Source organism: Escherichia sp. MOD1-EC5495 (assembly GCF_002965965.1).
Classification (GTDB): domain Bacteria; phylum Pseudomonadota; class Gammaproteobacteria; order Enterobacterales; family Enterobacteriaceae; genus Escherichia; species Escherichia ruysiae.
The window spans coordinates 36,600-60,409 of the sequence record NZ_PTRI01000007.1; the positions used below are offsets into that span (position 1 = coordinate 36,600).

General features: G+C 52.4%; 19 protein-coding genes and 1 pseudogene. 14 read left to right on the top strand and 6 right to left on the bottom strand.

All coding sequences use genetic code 11. The annotated features are described in order from the left end of the window. The first annotated feature begins 100 nt into the window (after window positions 1–100). The 3 genes from qseG to glnB are packed head-to-tail and all read left to right on the top strand — an operon-like array spanning window position 101 to window position 2,537. The gene (gene qseG / locus BEG40_RS07275) at window positions 101–814 is read left to right on the top strand and encodes a two-component system QseEF-associated lipoprotein QseG (protein WP_016158798.1); all 714 of its coding nucleotides are present in this window, start codon (window positions 101–103) and stop codon (window positions 812–814) included. Next, complete coding sequence (gene glrR, locus BEG40_RS07280; RefSeq protein WP_000018523.1) at window positions 804–2,138, top strand: two-component system response regulator GlrR; 1,335 nt, start codon at window positions 804–806, stop codon at window positions 2,136–2,138. The genes qseG and glrR overlap by 11 nt, the downstream gene beginning before the upstream one ends. A gap of 60 nt (window positions 2,139–2,198) precedes the next feature. Next, a complete protein-coding gene (gene glnB, locus BEG40_RS07285) occupies window positions 2,199–2,537 on the top strand; it encodes a nitrogen regulatory protein P-II (protein WP_000717694.1) in 339 nt (112 codons plus the stop codon). A 43-nt stretch (window positions 2,538–2,580) separates the two neighbouring features. On the opposite strand, the gene hmpA is transcribed toward glnB, so the two are convergent. Next, window positions 2,581–3,771: an NO-inducible flavohemoprotein gene (gene hmpA / locus BEG40_RS07290; RefSeq protein WP_105285149.1), complete on the bottom strand. Its 1,191-nt coding sequence runs from the start codon at window positions 3,769–3,771 to the stop codon at window positions 2,581–2,583. Window positions 3,772–4,099: 328 nt separating this feature from the next. Between hmpA and glyA the strand changes: the two genes are divergently transcribed. Then, a complete protein-coding gene (gene glyA / locus BEG40_RS07295) occupies window positions 4,100–5,353 on the top strand; it encodes a serine hydroxymethyltransferase (protein WP_000919151.1) in 1,254 nt (417 codons plus the stop codon). A gap of 63 nt (window positions 5,354–5,416) precedes the next feature. Here the strand turns inward: glyA and BEG40_RS07300 are convergent, their stop codons facing one another. Next, window positions 5,417–6,610, bottom strand: a complete 1,194-nt coding sequence (locus tag BEG40_RS07300) for an ROK family protein (RefSeq protein ID WP_105285150.1) — start codon at window positions 6,608–6,610, stop codon at window positions 5,417–5,419. A 117-nt stretch (window positions 6,611–6,727) separates the two neighbouring features. On the opposite strand from BEG40_RS07300, the gene BEG40_RS07305 reads away from it, so the two are divergent. The 6 genes and pseudogenes from BEG40_RS07305 (at window position 6,728) to BEG40_RS07330 (ending at window position 15,656) form a co-directional block, all read left to right on the top strand. Further along, window positions 6,728–10,009, top strand: coding sequence for a DUF5107 domain-containing protein (locus tag BEG40_RS07305; RefSeq protein WP_105285151.1), 3,282 nt, complete (start codon window positions 6,728–6,730; stop codon window positions 10,007–10,009). A gap of 96 nt (window positions 10,010–10,105) precedes the next feature. Next, entirely contained in the window at window positions 10,106–11,089 is a 984-nt protein-coding gene (locus BEG40_RS07310; protein ID WP_001124983.1) for a substrate-binding domain-containing protein, read from the top strand. A 22-nt stretch (window positions 11,090–11,111) separates the two neighbouring features. Next, window positions 11,112–12,622, top strand: a pseudogene (locus tag BEG40_RS07315) (sugar ABC transporter ATP-binding protein). 24 nt (window positions 12,623–12,646) lie between these two features. Continuing rightward, a complete protein-coding gene (locus BEG40_RS07320) occupies window positions 12,647–13,645 on the top strand; it encodes an ABC transporter permease (RefSeq protein ID WP_105285152.1) in 999 nt (332 codons plus the stop codon). A 32-nt stretch (window positions 13,646–13,677) separates the two neighbouring features. Continuing rightward, window positions 13,678–14,772, top strand: coding sequence for a zinc-dependent alcohol dehydrogenase family protein (locus BEG40_RS07325; protein WP_024191155.1), 1,095 nt, complete (start codon window positions 13,678–13,680; stop codon window positions 14,770–14,772). 11 nt (window positions 14,773–14,783) lie between these two features. Then, the gene (locus BEG40_RS07330) at window positions 14,784–15,656 is read left to right on the top strand and encodes an aldose 1-epimerase (RefSeq protein WP_000158493.1); all 873 of its coding nucleotides are present in this window, start codon (window positions 14,784–14,786) and stop codon (window positions 15,654–15,656) included. A 130-nt stretch (window positions 15,657–15,786) separates the two neighbouring features. Here BEG40_RS07330 and BEG40_RS07335 read toward each other — a convergent pair whose 3' ends face one another. Beyond that, window positions 15,787–16,209 (bottom strand): DoxX family protein, encoded by a 423-nt coding sequence (locus BEG40_RS07335; protein ID WP_001094719.1) that lies wholly within the window; start codon window positions 16,207–16,209, stop codon window positions 15,787–15,789. Between the two features lie 256 nt (window positions 16,210–16,465). Here BEG40_RS07335 and BEG40_RS07340 point away from each other — a divergent pair, with 256 nt between their 5' ends. Then, window positions 16,466–17,605, top strand: coding sequence for a 3-phenylpropionate MFS transporter (locus BEG40_RS07340; RefSeq protein ID WP_105285153.1), 1,140 nt, complete (start codon window positions 16,466–16,468; stop codon window positions 17,603–17,605). Here the strand turns inward: BEG40_RS07340 and csiE are convergent, their stop codons facing one another. From csiE to suhB, 3 genes are all read right to left on the bottom strand, one after another. Next, the gene (gene csiE / locus BEG40_RS07345) at window positions 17,606–18,880 is read right to left on the bottom strand and encodes a stationary phase inducible protein CsiE (RefSeq protein WP_000987935.1); all 1,275 of its coding nucleotides are present in this window, start codon (window positions 18,878–18,880) and stop codon (window positions 17,606–17,608) included. It abuts the gene before it with no gap. Between the two features lie 174 nt (window positions 18,881–19,054). Beyond that, window positions 19,055–19,915: an alpha/beta hydrolase gene (locus BEG40_RS07350; RefSeq protein ID WP_105285154.1), complete on the bottom strand. Its 861-nt coding sequence runs from the start codon at window positions 19,913–19,915 to the stop codon at window positions 19,055–19,057. 144 nt (window positions 19,916–20,059) lie between these two features. Continuing rightward, window positions 20,060–20,863: an inositol-1-monophosphatase gene (suhB, locus tag BEG40_RS07355; RefSeq protein WP_000553455.1), complete on the bottom strand. Its 804-nt coding sequence runs from the start codon at window positions 20,861–20,863 to the stop codon at window positions 20,060–20,062. A gap of 118 nt (window positions 20,864–20,981) precedes the next feature. Here suhB and trmJ point away from each other — a divergent pair, with 118 nt between their 5' ends. The 3 genes from trmJ to iscS all read left to right on the top strand — a co-directional run bounded on the left by trmJ (window position 20,982) and on the right by iscS (window position 23,810). Next, a complete protein-coding gene (gene trmJ, locus BEG40_RS07360; RefSeq protein WP_000940022.1) occupies window positions 20,982–21,722 on the top strand; it encodes a tRNA (cytosine(32)/uridine(32)-2'-O)-methyltransferase TrmJ in 741 nt (246 codons plus the stop codon). 269 nt (window positions 21,723–21,991) lie between these two features. After that, complete coding sequence (gene iscR / locus BEG40_RS07365) at window positions 21,992–22,480, top strand: Fe-S cluster assembly transcriptional regulator IscR (protein WP_001241355.1); 489 nt, start codon at window positions 21,992–21,994, stop codon at window positions 22,478–22,480. 115 nt (window positions 22,481–22,595) lie between these two features. Continuing rightward, complete coding sequence (gene iscS, locus BEG40_RS07370) at window positions 22,596–23,810, top strand: cysteine desulfurase (RefSeq protein ID WP_001295373.1); 1,215 nt, start codon at window positions 22,596–22,598, stop codon at window positions 23,808–23,810.

Consider the following 23,810-nt stretch of genomic DNA (forward strand, 5'->3'; position numbering starts at 1 on the left):
CATCACGTACTATGTGTACGCTCCGGTTTCTCCGCGCTGTCCGTGTCCAAACTGCCTGCAACAATTACGCCCACTGGGATAGGCTCTAAGTCTGGTGAATATGCGACACATTTTTCAACGATTATTGCCCCGACGGCTGTGGCTGGCAGGGTTGCCTTGTCTGGCGTTGCTGGGTTGTGTGCAGAGTCACGATAAGCCTGCCATAGATACGTCTGCACAAGAAAAAATTCCGGTTTATCAACTGGCTGACTATCTTTCTACCGAATGTAGCGACATCTGGGCGCTGCAAGGTAAATCAACCGAAACTAATCCGCTTTACTGGCTACGGGCGATGGATTGTGCCAACCGTTTAATGCCAGCGCAGTCGCGCCAGCAAGCCCGTAAGTATGGCGACGGCAGCTGGCAAAATACCTTTAAACAGGGGATTTTGCTCGCCGACGCTAAAATTACGCCGTATGAGCGTCGCCAGATGGTCGCGCGCATAGACGCGTTAAGTACTGAGATCCCGGCGCAGGTTCGACCGCTGTATCAACTCTGGCGCGACGATCAGGCGTTACAATTGCAACTGGCACAAGAGCGCCAACGCTACAGTAAACTCCAGCAGTCCAGCGACAGCGAACTGGATACCTTGCGCCAGCAGCATCACGTTCTACAGCAACAACTGGAACTCACCACCCGCAAGCTGGAAAATCTGACCGATATTGAACGTCAGCTCTCGACCCGCAAACCGGCTGGAAATTTCGTCCCGGACGCGCCACACGAGAGCGAAACGCCCGCATCATCTACCAGTGAGGTCACCCCTGATGAGCCATAAACCTGCGCATTTATTATTGGTGGATGATGATCCTGGATTGCTGAAATTACTTGGCCTGCGTTTGACCAGCGAAGGCTACAGTGTGGTCACGGCAGAAAGTGGTGCAGAAGGATTACGGGTACTGAATCGCGAAAAAGTAGATTTAGTCATCAGCGACCTGCGAATGGATGAAATGGACGGTATGCAGCTGTTTGCTGAAATCCAGAAAGTGCAGCCGGGTATGCCAGTAATCATTCTTACCGCGCATGGTTCCATTCCTGATGCCGTTGCAGCGACACAGCAGGGCGTGTTCAGTTTCCTCACCAAACCTGTTGATAAAGACGCGTTGTATCAGGCAATTGACGATGCGCTGGAGCAATCCGCGCCAGCCACAGACGAACGCTGGAGTGAGGCGATTGTTACCCGCAGTCCACTGATGTTGCGTTTGCTGGAACAGGCGCGACTGGTGGCGCAATCAGATGTTAGCGTGCTGATTAACGGCCAGAGCGGCACCGGGAAAGAGATTTTCGCCCAGGCTATCCACAACGCAAGCCCGCGCAACAGCAAACCATTTATTGCTATTAACTGTGGCGCATTGCCCGAGCAGTTGCTGGAGTCAGAACTGTTTGGTCATGCGCGAGGTGCGTTTACTGGCGCTGTCAGCAATCGCGAAGGTTTATTCCAGGCGGCGGAAGGCGGTACGCTATTTCTCGATGAGATTGGCGATATGCCCGCACCGTTGCAGGTCAAACTGCTGCGCGTGTTGCAGGAGCGTAAAGTGCGCCCGCTGGGCAGCAACCGCGATATTGATATCGACGTGCGGATTATCTCTGCCACTCACCGCGACCTGCCAAAAGCGATGGCGCGCGGGGAGTTTCGCGAAGATCTTTATTACCGCCTCAACGTTGTCAGCCTGAAAATTCCGGCACTGGCGGAGCGCACGGAAGATATTCCACTGCTGGCAAATCACTTGTTGCGCCAGGCAGCAGAGCGACATAAACCCTTTGTTCGCGCGTTCTCCACCGATGCAATGAAACGCCTGATGACCGCCACCTGGCCAGGTAATGTTCGCCAGTTGGTCAACGTGATTGAACAGTGCGTGGCGCTGACCTCCTCCCCGGTAATTAGTGATGCGCTGGTGGAGCAGGCGCTGGAGGGCGAAAACACCGCGTTGCCAACCTTTGTTGAGGCGCGTAATCAGTTTGAACTCAATTACTTGCGCAAGCTTCTGCAAATCACTAAAGGTAACGTCACCCATGCGGCGAGAATGGCGGGGCGCAACCGGACAGAATTTTATAAACTGCTTTCCCGACACGAGCTGGATGCAAACGATTTCAAGGAATGAATTGGCGTAATGTGTTACGTTTAGCAGATCAGAAGACAGGCGACCTTTTCAAGGAATAGCATGAAAAAGATTGATGCGATTATTAAACCCTTCAAGCTGGACGATGTCCGCGAAGCACTGGCTGAAGTCGGCATTACCGGCATGACGGTCACCGAGGTGAAAGGTTTTGGCCGCCAGAAAGGCCATACCGAGCTGTATCGCGGCGCGGAGTATATGGTGGATTTTCTGCCGAAGGTGAAAATTGAGATTGTCGTACCGGACGACATTGTCGATACCTGTGTCGATACCATTATTCGCACGGCGCAAACCGGCAAAATCGGTGACGGTAAAATCTTCGTCTTTGACGTGGCACGGGTCATTCGTATCCGTACCGGTGAAGAGGACGACGCGGCAATTTAAACCGCGTCAGGGTTGCCGGATGTCTCCATCCGGCAATATCAAATCACAGCACCTTATGCGGGCCAAAGCATTCGTAATGAATGTTTTCCTGCTTCACGCCCAGATCCACTAACTGTTTCGCGGCAAACTGCATGAAGCCCACCGGACCGCAGAGATAGAACTGCATGGCCGGATCGCTGAACGCACCTTCCAGTTTGCTCAAATCCATCAGACCTTCACTATCAAACTGACCTTTCGCGCGATCGGCCTCGCTCGGCTGACGATACCAGGTATGCGCAGTAAAGCGCGGCAGTGCTTGCCCCAGTTCCTTAACTTCATCAGCAAAGGCGTGAACATCGCCATTTTCTGCTGCATGGAACCAGTTCACCTGGGCGCTATGGCCTGCTTTTGCCAGCGTATCGAGCATAGCCAGCATTGGCGTCTGACCGACACCAGCAGAGATTAAGGTTACCGGTGTGTCATTTGTCACATCCATAAAGAAATCACCCGCCGGAGCCACCAGCTTCACGACATCGCCAACATTGGCGTGATTGTGCAGCCAGTTAGAAACCTGTCCGCCGTCTTCGCGTTTCACCGCAATACGATAGCCTTTGCCATCAGGTTTACGGGTCAAAGAGTACTGACGAATTTCCTGATGCGGGAAACCTTCCGGTTTCAGCCAGACACCGAGATATTGCCCCGGACGGTATTCTGCCACTGCGCCACCGTCGACTGGTTCCAGTTCGAAGCTGGTGATAAGCGCACTGCGCGGTGTTTTAGCCACAATGCGGAAATCGCGAGTACCTTCCCAGCCACCGGCTTTGCTGGCGTTTTCGTTATAGATTTCTGCCTCGCGATTGATAAATACATTTGCCAGCACGCCATAGGCTTTCCCCCACGCGTCCAGCACTTCCTGACCCGGGCTGAACATTTCGTCCAGCGTCGCCAACAGGTGTTCGCCAACGATGTTGTACTGCTCCGGTTTGATCTGGAAACTGGTGTGTTTCTGCGCGATTTTTTCTACCGCTGGCAGCAGCGCAGGCAGGTTTTCAATATTACTGGCGTAGGCGGCAATAGCGTTAAACAGGGCTTCACGTTGATCGCCATTACGCTGGTTACTCATGTTAAAAATTTCTTTGAGTTCTGGGTTATGAGTAAACATACGGTCGTAGAAATGGGCGGTTAATTTTGGCCCCGTTTCCACCAGTAAAGGGATGGTGGCTTTTACTGTAGCGATGGTTTGAGCGTCAAGCATATGGTCTTCCTTTTTTTTGCATCTTAATTGATGTATCTCAAATGCATCTTATAAAAAATAGCCCTGCAATGTAAATGGTTCTTTGGTGTTTTTCATCAAGAATGTGATGAAGTGAAAAATTTGCATCACAAACCTGAAAAGAAATCCGTTTCCGGTTGCAAGCTCTTTATTCTCCAAAGCCTTGCACAGCCTGAAGGTAATCGTTTGCGTAAATTCCTTTGTCAAGACCTGTTATCGCAGAATGATTCGGTTATACTGTTCGCCGTTGTCCATCAGGACCGCCTATAAAGGCCAAAAATTTTATTGTTAGCTGAGTCAGGAGATGCGGATGTTAAAGCGTGAAATGAACATTGCCGATTATGATGCCGAACTGTGGCAGGCTATGGAGCAGGAAAAAGTACGTCAGGAAGAGCACATCGAACTGATCGCCTCCGAAAACTACACCAGCCCGCGCGTAATGCAGGCGCAGGGTTCTCAGCTGACCAATAAATATGCTGAAGGTTATCCGGGCAAACGCTACTACGGCGGTTGCGAGTATGTTGATATCGTCGAACAACTGGCGATCGATCGCGCGAAAGAACTGTTCGGCGCTGACTACGCTAACGTCCAGCCGCACTCCGGCTCCCAGGCTAACTTTGCGGTCTACACCGCGCTGCTGGAACCAGGTGATACCGTTCTGGGTATGAACCTGGCGCATGGCGGTCACCTGACTCACGGTTCTCCGGTTAACTTCTCCGGTAAACTGTACAACATCGTTCCTTACGGTATTGATGCTACCGGTCATATCGACTACGCAGATCTGGAAAAACAAGCCAAAGAACACAAGCCGAAAATGATTATCGGTGGCTTCTCTGCTTATTCCGGTGTGGTTGACTGGGCGAAAATGCGTGAAATCGCTGACAGCATCGGTGCTTACCTGTTCGTTGATATGGCGCACGTTGCGGGTCTGGTTGCCGCTGGCGTCTACCCGAACCCGGTTCCTCATGCGCACGTTGTCACTACCACCACTCACAAAACCCTGGCGGGTCCGCGCGGCGGTCTGATCCTGGCGAAAGGTGGTAGCGAAGAGCTGTACAAAAAACTGAACTCTGCCGTTTTCCCTGGTGGTCAGGGCGGTCCGTTGATGCACGTAATCGCCGGTAAAGCGGTTGCGCTGAAAGAAGCGATGGAGCCAGAGTTTAAAATTTACCAGCAGCAGGTCGCGAAAAACGCCAAAGCGATGGTAGAAGTGTTCCTGGAGCGTGGTTACAAAGTGGTTTCTGGCGGTACTGATAACCACCTGTTCCTGGTTGATCTGGTTGATAAAAACCTGACCGGTAAAGAAGCAGACGCCGCTCTGGGTCGTGCCAATATCACTGTGAACAAAAACAGCGTACCGAACGATCCGAAGAGCCCGTTTGTGACTTCCGGTATTCGCGTGGGTACTCCGGCGATTACGCGTCGCGGCTTCAAAGAAGCTGAAGCGAAAGAACTGGCTGGCTGGATGTGTGACGTGCTGGACAGCATCAATGATGAAGCGGTTATCGAGCGCATCAAAGGTAAAGTTCTCGACATCTGCGCACGTTACCCGGTTTACGCATAAGCGAAACGGTTAATCTGTTGAAAAAAGGCTTCCTCCGGGAAGCCTTTTTACCTTATCACACCATCAAATCTGGCGTAACTGTGCTTCAACATACAAATAGCCTATCCCCAGCACCTGTTGTGAGCGGCTTAATTGCCCAAAGCCAATTTGCGTCGCTTTTACGCTCGGTCCTTCGTCGCGGTCGAACGGGTTAAATCCCGTCTGGCGAATTATGGTATTAAGCCAGTTCTCGCCAAAGGCGCAACTGCGACCATACAACCAAATCTGATTAATATTAAGGATGTTGAGGAAGTTATACAGACTCAAACCAATGGCGTTGGCACTGCGGTCAACCCAACTGGTGATCCACGGTTCTCCACTCTGCCATGCAGCGATTAATTGCGCGGTAGTCAGTTTTTCAGGATCAAGCTGAGTATTGCCAGGTTGTGATTTTAGCCATACCCGCGCCTGCTTTTTTAATGCGCTTAACGAGGCGACGGTTTCCAGGCAGCCGTAACGTCCGCAGTCGCAGGCGACGCCATCCGGATTAACGATGGTGTGACCAATCTGTCCGCTACCATACAAACTGCCGCGATAAATTTGCTCGTTAATCACGAACGACGAGCCAATGCCGTAATCAACGTTGATCACGCAGAAATCCCGTCCCTGTGAATTATTTTGCCATTTCTCCGCCAGCGCCAGCATTACGCAGTCATTATCGACCATCACCCGAATGCCCAGCTTCTCTTCCAGCAGATACTTCACCTCAACTGGCGTTGTCCACGGCGCTTGCGGCATGGTTTGCGACACGCCGGTCACCGGATCAACCTGACCGTGGATTGCCAGCGCCAGGTTGATGGTACGGTTCGGCCACAATTTACGGTGGCGATGCCAGCATTTTTCGATTTCGGACAGCAGCGCCTGCGGCGTCGGTGCATCAATCTGTAAATACTCAAATTCGCCTTTCGGACTTAGACAGGCATTGGCGACCTGACACTCAATGCTGGTGGGCGTAACGTTCAGGCACAGCGTCCAGTCGCCCTCCGGCGCAATCAGCCATGTGCCGCTGCTATGCCCGCGTGTCTGGCTTTCATCGTCGATATTCACCACCCGTTTTTCGTTTCCCAGCTCCTGCAAAATGTTACTGACCGCCGGAATCGAAATTTGTGCCAGCCGGGCGAGCGTCGATTTATTGGCACGTTTTTGCCGGTACAGCAGTTCCAGAATCACGCATTTGTTATGGTGGCGGATCTGTTGATTGTTTATGCAGGCTCTCATCTTCACTAAACCTTGTTTAGTTAATTGCGTGATTATTCCGCGAAAACATTGCCAGATTGTTCAATACACTGCCACAAATCTTTTAATTCAGTATGTCTTGTTAATATTGAGGGCACCATGACTCCAGTAAAAGTGTGGCAAGAGCGCGTTGAGATCCCTACCTATGAAACCGGGCCGCAGGATATACATCCCATGTTCCTGGAAAATCGCGTTTATCAGGGATCGTCCGGCGCGGTTTATCCCTACGGCGTGACCGATACGCTGAATGAGCAGAAAACCCTGAAATCCTGGCAGGCGGTGTGGCTGGAAAACGACTACATCAAAGTGATGATCCTGCCGGAGCTGGGCGGTCGGGTGCATCGCGCGTGGGATAAAGTGAAACAGCGCGATTTTGTCTATCACAATGAAGTCATTAAACCGGCGCTGGTCGGGCTGCTGGGGCCGTGGATCTCCGGCGGGATTGAGTTTAACTGGCCGCAACACCATCGCCCGACCACCTTTATGCCCGTCGATTTCACCATTGAAGCCCATGAAGACGGTGCACAGACCGTGTGGGTTGGTGAGACGGAGCCGATGCACGGTCTACAGGTGATGACAGGCTTCACGCTGCGCCCTGACCGTGCCGCACTGGAGATTGCCAGCCGCGTCTATAACGGCAACGCCACGCCGCGTCATTTTTTATGGTGGGCCAACCCGGCAGTGAAAGGTGGGGAAGGGCATCAGAGCGTTTTTCCGCCCGATGTGACTGCGGTGTTTGATCACGGCAAACGCGCAGTTTCCGCTTTCCCCATCGCCACCGGCACCTATTACAAAGTGGACTACTCCGCCGGCGTGGACATTTCGCGTTATAAAAACGTGCCTGTTCCTACCTCATATATGGCCGAAAAATCGCAGTACGATTTTGTTGGCGCGTGGTGTCACGATGAAGATGGCGGTTTATTACACGTTGCCAACCACCACATTGCGCCGGGTAAAAAACAGTGGAGCTGGGGACACAGTGAATTTGGCCAGGCGTGGGATAAGAGCCTGACCGACAATAACGGCCCGTATATCGAGCTGATGACCGGCATTTTTGCTGATAACCAGCCCGATTTTACCTGGCTTGATGCTTACGAAGAGAAGCGTTTCGAGCAGTATTTCCTGCCTTACCATTCTCTGGGCATGGTGCAAAACGCCTCCCGCGATGCGGTGATTAAATTACAGCGTAGCGAGCGGGGGATTGAGTGGGGGCTGTATGCTATCTCCCCGTTGAACGGATACCGTCTGGCGATCCGCGAAATCGGCAAGCGCGAAGCGTTACTTAACGATGCCGTGGCCCTGACGCCAGCGACCGCCATCCAGGGCGTGTTGCACGGTATTGAGCCGGACAGATTGACCATCGAACTTTCCGATGCTGACGGCAATATTGTTCTGAGTTATCAGGAACATCAGCCGCAAGAGTTGCCGCTGCCGGACGTCGCCAAAGCGCCACTGGCAGCGCAAGACATTACCAGTACAGATGAAGCCTGGTTTATCGGTCAGCATCTGGAGCAATACCATCATGCCAGCCGTTCACCGTTCGATTACTACCTGCGCGGCGTGGCGTTGGATCCGCTGGATTATCGCTGTAACCTGGCGCTGGCGATGCTGGAATATAACCGTGCCGATTTCCCGCAAGCGGTGGCGTATGCCAGTCAGGCGCTGAAACGCGCACATGCGCTGAACAAAAACCCGCAGTGCGGACAGGCAAGTTTGATTCGCGCCAGTGCGTATGAACGTCAGGGGCAATATCAACAAGCTGAAGAAGATTTCTGGCGTTCGGTCTGGAGCGGTAACAGTAAAGCAGGCGGCTATTATGGTCTGGCACGGCTGGCGGCGCGTAATGGTAACTTCGACGCTGGTCTGGATTTTTGCCAACAAAGTCTGCGCGCCTGCCCAACCAATCAGCAAGTGCTGTGCCTGCATAATCTGCTGCTGGTGTTAAGCGGTCGTCAGGACAACGCGCGTTTGCAGCGCGAGAAACTGCTGCGCGATTATCCGCTGAACGCCCCCCTGTGGTGGCTGAACTGGTTCGATGGTCGTACCGAGTCAGCCCTCACGCAGTGGCGTGGTCTGTGTCAGGGGCGTGACGTTAACGCCCTGATGACCGCCGGGCAACTGATTAACTGGGGAATGCCCGCCCTGGCGGCAGAGATGCTGAACGCACTGGACTGCCAGCGAACGCTGCCGCTTTATCTGCAAGCCAGTTTGTTGCCGAAAGCTGAGCGCGGCGAATTGATTGCGAAAGCCATTGACGTGTTCCCGCAGTTTGTTCGTTTCCCGAATACGCTGGAAGAAGTCGCGGCACTGGAGAGTATTGAAGAGTGCTGGTTCGCCCGTCATTTACTGGCCTGTTTCCACTACAACAAGCGCAGTTATGGCAAAGCGATAGCGTTATGGCAACGTTGCGTAGAGATGACGCCGGAGTTTGCCGATGGCTGGCGCGGGTTGGCGATCCATGCGTGGAATAAACAGCATGATTATGAACTGGCTGCCCGTTATCTTGATAATGCTTATCAACTTGCGCCGCAGGATGCTCGTCTGCTTTTCGAACGGGATTTGCTGGATAAGTTAACCGGGGCTGCACCGGAGAAACGACTGGCGCGTCTGGAAAATAATCTGGCAATTGCCCTGAAACGCGACGACATGACCGCAGAACTGCTCAATTTGTGGCATCTCACCGGTCAGGCAAACAAAGCGGCAGATATTCTCGCCACGCGCAAATTCCACCCGTGGGAAGGCGGAGAAGGGAAGGTCACCAGCCAGTTTATCCTCAATCAGTTGTTACGTGCCTGGCACCATCTTGATGCCAGACAGCCGCAGCAGGCCAGCGAACTGCTTCATGCCGCGCTGCATTACCCGGAGAATTTGAGCGAAGGCCGTTTACCGGGGCAGACTGATAATGACATCTGGTTCTGGCAGGCAGTATGCGCCAAAGCGCAGGGTGATGAAGCTGAGGCGACGCGTTGTTTACGCCTGGCGGCGACCGGCGATCGCACCATCAACATCCACAGTTATTACAACGATCAGCCAGTTGATTATCTCTTCTGGCAAGGGATGGCGCTGCGATTGCTGGGCGAACAACAAACCGCACAACAACTGTTCACTGAAATGAAACAGTGGGCACAAGAGATGGCGAAAACCAGTATCGAAGCGGATTTCTTTGCCGTCTCGCAACCCGACTTGTTGTCGCTGTATGGCGATTTACAACAGCAGCATAAAGAAAAATGCCTGATGGTGGCGATGCTGGCGGCAGCGGGATTAGGGGAGATTGCGCAATATGAATCTGCTCGCGCTGAATTGACGGCGATTAATCCGGCCTGGCCGAAAGCAGCATTATTCACCACCGTGATGCCTTTTATTTTTAACTACGTTCACTAAACCCTATTAACTGTAATCTTTGAGCGGCACGCACTGCCGCTCATCACTAAATAATTAGAATAAGCCGTTGTTAATAAAAACCCTACAGGAGGCACTATGCCTAAAAAAAGCAGAATAACCCGTAATCTATTATTAATGGCTACGCTATTAGGTAGCGCACTATTTGCCAGGGCTGCGGAAAAAGAAATGACCATTGGCGCAATATATCTTGATACTCAGGGATATTATGCCGGTGTGCGTCAGGGTGTTCAGGATGCGGCAAAAGATTCCTCAGTACAGGTTCAGTTAATAGAAACTAACGCGCAGGGCGATATTTCGAAAGAAAGTACTTTTGTTGATACGCTCGTGGCGCGTAATGTCGATGCCATTATTTTATCTGCTGTTTCTGAAAATGGCAGCAGCCGCACCGTTCGTCGCGCCAGTGAAGCGGGTATTCCGGTGATTTGCTACAACACCTGTATTAATCAGAAGGGCGTCGATAAATATGTCTCGGCGTATCTGGTCGGCGATCCGCTAGAATTTGGTAAAAAACTGGGTAACGCTGCTGCCGATTATTTTATTGCCAACAAAATTGCTCAACCGAAAATTGCCGTTATCAATTGCGAAGCCTTTGAAGTTTGTGTGCAGCGTCGAAAAGGATTTGAAGAAATATTAAAAGCTCGCGTTCCCGGTGCGCAAATTGTCGCTAATCAGGAAGGGACTGTTTTAGATAAAGCGATTTCCGTTGGTGAAAAACTGATTATCTCCACGCCGGATCTCAACGCCATTATGGGGGAATCTGGCGGTGCGACACTCGGCGCGGTAAAAGCGGTACGCAATCAAAATCAGGCCGGAAAAATTGCTGTTTTCGGTTCGGATATGACGACTGAAATTGCTCAGGAACTGGAAAACAACCAGGTGCTGAAAGCGGTGGTGGATATTTCCGGTAAGAAAATGGGCAATGCTGTTTTTGCGCAAACATTGAAGGTTATCAATAAACAAGCCGACGGTGACAAAGTGATTCAGGTGCCTATCGATCTCTATACCAAAACGGAAGACGGTAAACAGTGGCTGGCAACGCACGTTGATGGTCTGCCCTAATAGCTGATTCGCAGAGGTTCCTATGTTCACGGCAACAGAGGCAGTCCCGGTAGCAAAAGTGGTGGCAGGAAATAAGCGTTACCCCGGCGTCGTTGCGTTGGATAACGTTAACTTCACGCTCAATAAAGGCGAAGTTCGCGCGCTGTTAGGCAAAAACGGCGCGGGCAAATCGACCCTCATTCGAATGCTTACCGGCAGCGAACGTCCGGACAGCGGTGATATCTGGATTGGCGAGACGCGACTGGAAGGTGACGAAGCTACGCTGACTCGCCGTGCCGCTGAACTGGGGGTTCGTGCGGTTTATCAGGAATTAAGTCTGGTGGAAGGGCTGACGGTGGCGGAAAACCTCTGCCTCGGTCAGTGGCCCCGCCGCAACGGCATGATTGATTACCTGCAAATGGCGCAGGATGCCCAACGTTGCTTACAGGCGCTGGGTGTTGATGTTAGCCCTGAACAACTTGTTTCAACGCTAAGTCCGGCGCAAAAGCAACTGGTGGAAATTGCGCGGGTGATGAAGGGCGAGCCGCGCGTGGTCATTCTTGATGAACCCACCAGTTCGCTTGCCAGTGCGGAAGTTGAACTGGTGATAAGCGCAGTGAAAAAGATGTCGGCACTTGGCGTAGCGGTGATTTATGTCAGCCACCGGATGGAAGAAATCCGCCGTATCGCTTCCTGCGCCACCGTCATGCGCGATGGTCAGGTGGCGGGTGATGTGATGCTCGAAAATACCTCCACGCGTCATATTGTGTCGCTGATGCTCGGGCGCGATCACGTTGATATTGCGCCGGTTGTCGCTCAGGACATTGCAGAGCAGGCCGTGCTGGAAGTCCGCGCGTTACGCCACAGACCCAAACTTACGGAGATCAGTTTTTCCCTGCGTCGTGGCGAAGTGCTTGGCATTGCTGGCCTGCTGGGTGCAGGGCGTAGTGAATTGCTGAAAGCGATTGTTGGGCTGGAAGCGTATGAGCAGGGTGAGATTGTTATCAACGGCGAGAAAATCGCCGCCCCGATTACGGCGACATGCTGAAACGCGGGATTGGCTATACCCCAGAAAATCGCAAAGAAGCGGGGATCATTCCCTGGCTGGGCGTTGACGAAAATACAGTGCTGACCAATCGGCAAAAAATCAGCGCCAACGGCGTGCTGCAATGGTCCACCATCCGCCGCCTGACCGAAGAGGTGATGCAGCGGATGACGGTCAAGGCCGCCAGTAGCGAAACGCCTATTGGCACGCTTTCTGGCGGCAATCAGCAAAAAGTGGTGATCGGTCGTTGGGTTTATGCCGCCAGCCAGATTTTGTTGCTCGACGAGCCAACGCGCGGCGTCGATATCGAAGCCAAACAGCAGATTTACCGTATTGTCCGCGAGCTGGCTGCCGAAGGAAAAAGCGTGGTGTTTATCTCCAGTGAAGTGGAGGAGTTGCCGCTGGTGTGTGACCGCATCCTGTTATTACAGCACGGTACGTTCTCGCAGGAGTTTCACTCGCCGGTCAATGTGGATGAGCTGATGTCCGCCATTCTGTCTGTGCACTGATGAATTTTACCGAGGAACCTGAAGATGTCTGCTTCGTCATTACCATTGCCGCAGGGCAAGAGCGTCTCGCTCAAACAATTTGTCAGTCGCCATATTAATGAGATCGGTTTGCTGGTGGTGATCGCCATTCTTTATCTGGTCTTCTCTCTGAACGCGCCTGGCTTTATCTCATTGAATAACCAGATGAACGTGCTGCGCGATGCCGCCACTATTGGGATCGCCGCCTGGGCGATGGCGCTGATTATTATCTCCGGTGAAATTGATGTCAGCGTTGGACCGATGGTGGCTTTTGTCTCGGTGTGCCTGGCATTTTTGCTGCAATTTGAAGTTCCGCTGGCGGTGGCGTGTCTACTGGTGTTGCTGTTAGGCGCGCTGATGGGAACGCTGGCCGGGGTGCTGCGCGGTGTGTTTAACGTGCCAAGTTTCGTGGCCACTCTGGGGTTGTGGAGTGCCCTGCGCGGGATGGGCTTGTTTATGACGAACGCCCTGCCAGTGCCCATTGATGAAAACGAGGTGCTGGACTGGCTGGGCGGGCAATTTCTCGGCGTGCCGGTATCCGCGCTGATCATGATGGTGTTGTTTGCGCTGTTTGTGTTTATCAGCCGCAAAACCGCTTTTGGGCGTTCGGTGTTTGCTGTTGGCGGTAATGCCACGGCGGCGCAGTTGTGCGGTATTAACGTTCGTCGGGTGCGCATTCTTATCTTTACTCTTTCGGGAGTATTAGCAGCAGTCACCGGGATTTTGCTGGCTGCTCGTCTCGGTTCCGGTAACGCAGGTGCCGCAAACGGGCTGGAGTTTGATGTCATTGCTGCGGTCGTGGTCGGCGGTACGGCGCTTTCCGGCGGTCGTGGCTCGCTGTTCGGTACGTTGCTTGGCGTACTGGTGATTACGCTAATCGGTAACGGTCTGGTGTTGCTCGGGATTAACTCCTTTTTCCAGCAGGTGGTGCGCGGCGTCATCATCGTGGTGGCGGTCCTGGCGAATATCTTGCTGACCCAGCGAAGCACTAAAGCGAAACGCTAAACCTTAACGCCCCTGGCGCGGGTGCGGCAGGGATGAAAATTAATCGTATTGTTAATGAGGGACTTATGAAAACGATGCTGGCAGCTTATTTACCAGGAAATTCGACCGTTGATCTGCGGGAAGTTGCGATGCCGACGCCGGGGATTAACCAGGTATTGATCAAAATGAAATCCTCCGGGATTTGCGGAAGCGATGTCCACTATATCTATCATCAACACCGCGCCACGGCGGCGGCGCCCGATAAACCGTTATACCAGGGATTTATCAACGGTCATGAACCGTGCGGGCAGATTGTGGCGATGGGGCAGGGTTGCCGCCATTTTAAAGAGGGCGACCGCGTGCTGGTGTATCACATTTCTGGCTGTGGTTTTTGCCCGAACTGCCGTCGCGGTTTTCCTATCTCTTGTACTGGCGAAGGAAAAGCGGCTTACGGCTGGCAGCGTGACGGCGGTCATGCCGAATACTTGCTGGCGGAAGAAAAAGATCTGATCCTCCTGCCGGATGCGCTGAGCTACGAAGATGGTGCGTTTATCAGTTGCGGCGTTGGCACGGCGTATGAAGGGATTTTGCGCGGCGAAGTCTCAGGCAGCGATAACGTGCTGGTGGTCGGTCTGGGGCCGGTCGGCATGATGGCGATGATGCTGGCGAAAGGTCGCGGTGCGAAACGGATCATCGGCGTTGATATGCTGCCGGAACGTCTGGCTATGGCGAAACAGTTAGGCGTGATGGATCACGGTTATTTAGCAACCACCGAAGGTCTGCCGCAGATAATCGCCGAACTCACCCACGGCGGCGCAGATGTTGCGCTCGATTGTTCCGGTAATGCCGCAGGTCGCTTACTGGCATTGCAATCCACCGCCGACTGGGGGCGCGTGGTTTACATCGGAGAAACCGGAAAAGTGGAGTTCGAGGTCAGCGCCGATCTGATGCATCATCAACGGCGGATTATTGGCTCCTGGGTGACCAGTTTATTCCATATGGAAAAATGCGCCCACGATTTGACCGACTGGAAACTGTGGCCGCGTAACGCCATTACCCACCGCTTCTCACTGGAACAGGCCGGTGATGCTTATGCGCTGATGGCAAGCGGCAAATGCGGGAAAGTTGTGATTAACTTCCCGGATTAAGGAGTTAGCGAATGACCATCTATACCTTATCTCACGGGGCGCTAAAGCTGGACGTTTCTGACCAGGGCGGTGTCATAGAAGGTTTCTGGCGCGATACGACGCCACTGCTACGTCCCGGTAAAAAAAGCGGTGTGGCAACCGATGCCTCCTGTTTTCCGCTGGTGCCGTTTGCAAACCGGGTGAGCGGTAACCGTTTTGTCTGGCAGGAGCGAGAGTATCAACTGCAACCGAATGTTGAGTGGGATGCGCATTATCTGCACGGCGATGGCTGGCTGGGCGAGTGGCAATGTGTAACGCGCAGTGATGATAGCTTGTGCCTGGTGTATGAACATCGCAGTGGTGTTTATCACTATCGGGCAAGTCAGGCGTTTCATTTGACGGCGGATACGCTGACGGTCACGCTCTCTGTCACCAATCAAGGGGCAGAATCTTTGCCGTTTGGTACGGGCTGGCATCCTTATTTTCCGTTGTCGCCGCAAACGCGGATTCAGGCACTGGCGAGCGGTTATTGGCTGGAGCGGGAGCAGTGGCTGGCGGGTGAGTTTTGCGAGCAGTTACCGCCAGAACTGGATTTCAACCAGCTCGCGCCGCTGCCGCGCCAGTGGGTGAATAATGGTTTTGCCGGCTGGAATGGTCAGGCACGCATTGAGCAGCCGCAGGAGGGTTATGCCATCACTATGGAAGCGACGCCGCCTGCGCCGTGCTATTTCATCTTTGTCTCCGACCCCGCGTTTGATAAAGGATATGCGTTTGATTTCTTCTGTCTGGAACCGATGAGCCATGCGCCGGATGACCATCATCGCCCGGAAGGTGGTGACCTCATTGCACTTGCGCCGGGGGAGTCAACAACCTCAGAGATGTCGTTGCGGGTTGAGTTGCTGTAATTTATAGAATGCCGGATGCGAGTAATTTCAATTTTGTAGCAATCGGAGCACCATGCCTGATGCGACGCTTATCGCGTCTTATCAGGCCTACAATCGGTGTTGGATCTGTAGGCCGCATCCGGCGTCTTTCCTAACGTCGATCGAGAGAAATCGCCCCCGGCCCGGTAATTGCCAGCAGCAGGAATGCGCCAGCAATACTGACATTCTTCCAGAAATTAATCATATTTGGCCCGACTGCATCCCCGGACATATCCCAGTAATGGTGACCAATCACCGCAGTACCCAGAGTGTAGAAAATAAACAGCACCGCCAGCGGACGGGTGAAAAAGCCAAGCACGATTAATATCGCAGCGGGGACTTCCATAACTACCGCAATAATGGCTGCCAGCATCGGCATCGGCGCACCCAGCGAGGCCATATATTGTACCGTACCGTCAAAGCCCATCATTTTGGGAAAACCAAAAATAATGAAAATTAAGATGACGGCAATACGAGCAATTAATAACAACACGGGGCGGGCTGCGCCAAAATCAAAATAACGTAGTGTGTTCATAACCAATCCCTTTGCAAGATAATGTGATTTAAACGTAATACACACACTCGCACCTCGCCACGCCTCAGCAGATGAGAAATTTGGTAATTATCCAGGTCAACATCCAGCACATTTTCTGTAGGTGATATTTTGTTAGTGGTATTAACGATAATTTTTTCCAGAATGGTGTACTGGAAGTGGCCCTGATTTTCTTATTTTTCAACTTGCAACAACATTCGATTAACTTCAGACTAACGCCTCCTGACGGGAGGGACTCATGGTTTTGCAATCCACGCGCTGGCTGGCGCTCGGTTATTTCACATACTTTTTTAGCTACGGTATTTTTCTACCTTTCTGGAGCGTCTGGCTTAAGGGGATTGGCTTAACGCCAGAAACTATCGGCCTGTTGTTGGGGGCAGGGCTGGTTGCCCGTTTTCTCGGCAGTTTGATAATTGCGCCCCGCGTCAGCGATCCTTCTCGCCTGATTTCTGCACTTCGTGTACTGGCGTTGTTGACACTGCTGTTCGCCATCGCCTTCTGGGCTGGCGCGCATGTGGCATGGCTGATGCTTGTGATGGTTGGTTTTAACCTCTTTTTCTCACCGCTGGTGCCGTTAACTGACGCGCTGGCGAATACCTGGCAAAAGCAGTTCCCGCTTGATTACGGCAAAGTGCGACTTTGGGGCTCAGTGGCGTTTGTCATTGGTTCGGCGCTGACGGGCAAACTGGTCAGCGTGTTTGATTATCGGGTGATCCTCGCGCTGTTGACGTTGGGCGTGGCATCCATGCTACTTGGTTTTCTGATTCGCCCGACCATTCAACCGCAAGGGGAGAGCCGCCAGCAAGAGAGCACGGGGTGGCCGGCCTGGCTGGCGCTGGTTCGCCAGAACTGGCGCTTTCTGGCCTGCGTTTGTCTATTGCAGGGGGCGCACGCGGCATATTACGGGTTTAGCGCCATATACTGGCAGGCTGCGGGTTACTCGGCTTCGGCGGTGGGCTATTTATGGTCGCTTGGTGTAGTGGCGGAAGTCATTATCTTTGCGCTGAGTAACAAACTTTTTCGTCGCTGTAGCGCCCGCGATATGTTGTTGATCTCGGCGATTTGCGGGGTAGTACGTTGGGGCATTATGGGGGCAACCACTGAGCTAGCGTGGTTGATAGTGGTGCAAATTCTGCATTGCGGCACCTTTACTGTGTGCCACCTGGCCGCCATGCGCTACATTGCTGCTCGTCAGGGAAGCGAGGTTATCCGTTTACAGGCGGTTTATTCTGCCGTCGCGATGGGCGGCAGTATCGCTATCATGACCGTCTTCGCCGGTTTCCTGTATCAATATCTCGGACATGGCGTGTTTTGGGTGATGGTGCTGGTGGCGCTTCCGGCAATGTTTTTGCGCCCGAAAGTGGTTCCCTCATGCTGACTATTCCAGCATTTTACGGATCTGCTCCTGTTGGTGTACGGTCAGGATCTGATTCGTATGAATCAGCGGTGGCGAAAAGAGCGGTAAAGGGATGGTATAAGGTGTAATAATCAGCACCGTGTTTCTCGGGGCGCCATTTCGTAAAAATGTCTTCACCGATATATGCTTAATATTGAGTGGCAATAGTGTAAGTTCGCGCAATTGCTGCTCAATATTCGCTTCTCTTTCACTGTCATTGCCCGTCAGCAAAATAATCTTTTTTTCGTTAATTTCATTTGCTTGCATCAGCCATGCGCCGAAAATCACCGCCACCAGGCCACTTTCCTCATCGGAAAAACGGACATTGTATTCACTTTCAAACCCGGCCAGCGCCGCGCGAGTTGTACGAACCAGGCGTGGGTAAAGTCGGCTGAACTCTTCTGGCAAGGTGTTATCAATACCGATGGTAAACAAACTGCGGCGTAATGCCTGAGCGAGATGAGTATAAAGCTGATCGCATAACCCCTGTTCATCATAGAAACGAACATTTCCCTGCTCACGAAAACGTTGTACCAAACGAACAATGGCCAGACGTAATTGCCGATCGCGCTGATGAGCATCTTGCAGCGGATTGGGAACTTGCAACATGGAAAAGAGCAACGCCATAAACAAAGGCTCATCTGGTGGTACAGGCTGGCGTGCCCGCCGTTGCCAGTGGCGACCAATTTCCTGTGCTACCTGAAACTCAAGACAGGACTCAGCCCATCGACGTTGCAGCGGGTTAAATTGTGGCGAGATCCCGGCATGATGTTGTAGCAGGCAATATTGCAGATACAGGCACAGAAAATGAACATCACGTGCTTCAAAGCATTTTTGCAACCGTCGTGCACAGAGATTAATTAAAGCTTGCAGGTTGGTATCGTCGTAAAAGTTGCGAGCAATCCCCCGGCGCTTCAGTTCTTCCTTTAAGGCTGGGGTGAAACGGCTGGTGATGAATGATGGACATAAACGAAAACCGCGTCGTAGCCAGTGAAATAAACATAAACGTTGGTTAAGTACTGTACCTTCAACCCGGTAGCTACCGTCATAACCAGTAGTGAGCGTGAGCTGGTGATAGCGGAGGATTTCCCGTCCTGTTTCGCTGATATCGCGAACCGCAATATTATCATCCACACCATTAAGCTCGCTGAGAGTGGCCGTGGTGGCGGTCAACCCCGGCTGAAATAGTGTCAGCAAGATCTGGCAGCGGCGCTGGGGAGCAGAAAGGACAGATGGTGGAGCAAGTGTAGACATCATCTGTAGATCTCCCATAAGCATAATTGATAAGAATAGCTAAAGTTTGCTTAGGGAAATGGGGAATGGAATGCTAATTATCAGAAATGCTGGCAGACATCACAGAATTTTTATCGATATAAACGGATATGACCAGTTTAATACCATGTCTTAATGTGATTTATTGCTGTTTTATTCTTAGGGGGAATTCTCGGGATTCAACGCACTGAGGATAAAATCCACCATCTGCTCACGATAAACATCACCATGACGATCGGAAAAGGCATCAATGTGTTCGCCGTCAGGGATCAGAATCAGGCGTTTTGGCTCTTTCGCCAGAGCATATAACTTTTCACTGTGCTGCCACGGGATAACGTGATCGGCTTTACCGTGAATCAGTAAAAGCGGGATCGGGCTGACGCTGGCGATGTAATTTTCGCCGCTATAACTCTCATCAAGTAAGTAGCCACTGCCAGGGATCATCTGGTTGGCGATGGTCGCATAAGAGGCAAATGTGGAGTCGAGGATCACCGCACGTATGCCCTCACTACCTCCCTGACCAATAACATCAAGAATATTCGCTCCTCCAATACTCTGCCCGAACAGCACCAGCCGTTGTGGGTTTACATCACTGCGATGGCGCACCACGCTGATGGCGCTTAGCGTATCGTCCAGTAATCCAGCCTGGGACGGCGTGCCTTTTGATTTACCAAACCCGCGATAGTCAAACATAAAAACATTGAAATTGCGCTCGGGTAACCAACTGACCAGCGGCCAGTGGGCGGACATGTTTCCGGCATTGCCGTGAGCATGAATGATGGTTGCGATGGCGTTGTCAGCGGCACCCGTCGAAGAGGGGATAAACCAGCCTTGCAGACGAGTACCGTCCTTAGCCATAAATTCGACGGATTCTGCAGACCAGGGTTCGGGACCGTAAATTTTGTCGTCAGGGTAATAGAAGAAGTTGATGGCAACGCGCGGTACTAAATAAATACAGAAGGCAACAACAAAGAGGATAAACAGAATTTTGAGAACGCGTTTGTTCACTGGCAGTGCCATAACCTTTCCTTGCGACTTCTTTATAATCCATTAATCGGGGAAAGATGGTGGGAGAGCGGCGAAAGAAAGTAAAGCGGTGAGGAAGTATTTCGGAATAGCGCCTGAAAGGCGAGGGCGGGTGAGTGATATCACCCGCCAGAGTCATTAACGCTTCAGAGCGTCGCTTAACTCGTCACGCATATTTGACAGCATGGCTTTTACTACGCGTGGGTTACCGGCAACGATGTTACCGGTCAGCATGTAGTTATGACCACCGGTGAAATCGCTGACGATACCGCCTGCTTCACGAACCAGCAGTTCGCCTGCGGCGAAGTCCCACGGACGCAGACCAATTTCGAAGAAACCGTCAACGCGACCAGCGGCTACGTAAGCCAGATCCAGCGCCGCAGAACCGGTACGACGGAAGTCAGCGCATTCGCTAAACAGTTTGCCAACGATATTGATGTAGGTGGTTGCGTACTGTTTCGCTTTGAAAGGGAAACCGGTCGCCAGAATAGTACCGTCGAGATCGCGAGCGGTGCTGCCGCGCAGACGATAGCCGTTTAACTGTGCGCCCTGACCGCGAGTCGCGGTGAACAGTTCGTTACGCATAGGATCGTAAACCACAGCAACTTCGGTGCGGCCTTTGATACGAACAGCGATAGATACCGCGAAGTGCGGCAGACGTTTGATAAAGTTGGTAGTGCCATCCAGTGGATCGATAACCCATTGAACATCCTGATCAGTACCTTCAAGTTCACCGCTTTCTTCGGTGATGATGGTGTGCTGCGGGTAAGATTTACGAATCGTGTCGATAATCACCGCTTCGGCAGCTTTATCTACGTTGGTCACGAAATCGTTGCTGCCTTTCTGGCTCGCTTCTACAGCGTCCGGGGTTTCATAGTTTTTGGCAATTAAATTACCCGCCTTACGCGCTGCGCGCACGGCGATGTTCAGCATCGGATGCATCGGTCTCTCTCACTGGATGTTAAAGAACGGGAAAACGGCGCAGAGTATAGCAGCGAGATCGGCATCTGTCTTCGTTTTATGATAAGATGCGCGAATAATCTTTAGACGAAGAAAGACAATGCTGCAAAATATTCGAATTGTGCTGGTGGAGACGTCACACACCGGCAATATGGGTTCTGTTGCCCGTGCCATGAAAACAATGGGATTAACCAATCTGTGGTTGGTTAATCCACTGGTGAAACCTGACTCTCAGGCCATCGCGCTGGCGGCGGGGGCCAGCGATGTGATTGGTAATGCTCACATTGTCGATACCCTCGACGAAGCGTTAGCCGGTTGTAGCCTGGTGGTGGGCACCAGCGCACGCTCCCGCACGCTGCCGTGGCCGATGCTCGACCCGCGCGAATGCGGTCTGAAAAGCGTTGCTGAAGCGGCAAATACCCCGGTGGCGCTGGTTTTTGGTCGCGAGCGCGTCGGCTTGACCAATGAAGAGTTGCAGAAATGCCATTATCATGTCGCGATTGCCGCTAACCCGGAATACAGCTCGCTGAACCTGGCGATGGCGGTTCAGGTTATTGCGTATGAAGTGCGCATGGCCTGGCTGGCGACTCAGGAAAACGGCGAGCAGGTTGAGTATGAAGAGACGCCGTATCCGCTGGTCGATGATCTTGAGCGTTTTTACGGTCATCTGGAGCAAACGCTGCTGGCAACCGGCTTTATTCGTGAAAACCATCCGGGGCAGGTGATGAATAAATTGCGCCGTCTGTTTACCCGTGCGCGCCCGGAAAGCCAGGAGTTGAATATCCTGCGCGGGATTCTGGCTTCCATTGAGCAGCAAAACAAAGGTAACAAGGCTGAATAACAGTCGTCGCCGGATGCGACACTTATCGCGTCTTATCAGGCCTGGAAGTGTACAGAACCCCAGGTCGGATAAGGCGTTCACGCCGCATCCTATAATAGGTACAAACGCCACGATAAAAAATGGCACTGAAGGTTAAATACCCGACTAAATCAGTCAAGTAAATAGTTGACCAAATTACTCGGGAATGTCAGACTTGACCCTGCTATGCAATACCCCCACTTTTACAATAAAAAACCCCGGGCAGGGGCGAGTTTGAGGTGAAGTAAGACATGAGACTGACATCTAAAGGGCGCTATGCCGTGACCGCAATGCTGGACGTTGCGCTCAACTCCGAAGCAGGCCCGGTACCGTTGGCTGATATTTCCGAACGTCAGGGAATTTCCCTTTCCTATCTGGAACAACTGTTTTCCCGTCTGCGTAAAAATGGTCTGGTTTCCAGCGTACGTGGACCTGGCGGTGGTTATCTGTTGGGCAAAGATGCCAGCAGCATCGCCGTTGGCGAAGTGATTAGCGCCGTTGACGAATCTGTAGATGCCACCCGTTGTCAGGGTAAAGGCGGCTGCCAGGGCGGCGATAAATGCCTGACCCACGCGCTGTGGCGTGATTTGAGCGACCGTCTCACCGGTTTTCTCAACAACATTACTTTAGGCGAACTGGTTAATAACCAGGAAGTGCTGGATGTGTCTGGTCGTCAGCATACTCACGACGCGCCACGCAGCCGCACACAAGACGCGATCGACGTTAAGTTGCGCGCATAAAAGATAAAAAGTATTCAGAATCAGGCCGGGGCGTATCGCGCTCCGTAAACACGGTCGTACATCCAGCCGGTAGCCTGATTCCTTGCATTGAGTGATGTACGGAGTTTATAGAGCAATGAAATTACCGATTTATCTCGACTACTCCGCAACCACGCCGGTGGACCCGCGTGTTGCCGAGAAAATGATGCAGTTTATGACGATGGACGGAACCTTTGGTAACCCGGCCTCCCGTTCTCACCGTTTCGGCTGGCAGGCTGAAGAAGCCGTAGATATCGCCCGTAATCAGATTGCCGATCTGGTCGGTGCTGACCCGCGTGAAATCGTTTTTACCTCTGGTGCAACCGAATCTGACAACCTGGCAATCAAAGGTGCAGCCAACTTTTATCAGAAAAAAGGCAAGCACATCATCACCAGCAAAACCGAACACAAAGCGGTACTGGACACCTGCCGTCAGCTGGAGCGCGAAGGTTTTGAAGTCACTTACCTGGCACCGCAGCGTAACGGCATTATCGACCTGAAAGAACTTGAAGCAGCGATGCGTGACGACACCATCCTCGTTTCTATCATGCACGTGAATAACGAAATCGGCGTGGTGCAGGATATCGCGGCTATCGGCGAAATGTGCCGTGCTCGTGGCATTATCTATCACGTTGATGCAACCCAGAGCGTGGGTAAACTGCCTATCGACCTGAGCCAGCTGAAAGTTGACCTGATGTCTTTCTCCGGCCACAAAATCTATGGCCCGAAAGGTATCGGTGCGCTGTATGTGCGTCGTAAACCGCGCGTACGCATTGAAGCTCAAATGCACGGCGGCGGTCACGAGCGCGGTATGCGTTCCGGCACTTTGCCTGTTCACCAGATCGTCGGTATGGGCGAAGCCTATCGCATCGCAAAAGAAGAGATGGCGACCGAGATGGAACGTCTGCGCGGTCTGCGTAACCGTCTGTGGAACGGCATCAAAGATATCGAAGAAGTTTACCTGAACGGTGACCTGGAACATGGTGCGCCGAACATTCTCAACGTCAGCTTTAACTACGTTGAAGGTGAGTCGCTGATTATGGCGCTGAAAGACCTCGCGGTTTCTTCAGGTTCCGCCTGTACGTCGGCAAGCCTCGAACCGTCCTATGTGCTGCGCGCGCTGGGGCTGAACGACGAGCTGGCACATAGCTCTATCCGTTTCTCTTTAGGTCGTTTTACTACTGAAGAAGAGATCGACTACACCATCGAGTTAGTTCGTAAATCCATCGGTCGTCTGCGTGACCTTTCTCCGCTGTGGGAAATGTACAAGCAGGGCGTGGATCTGAACAGCATCGAATGGGCTCATCATTAA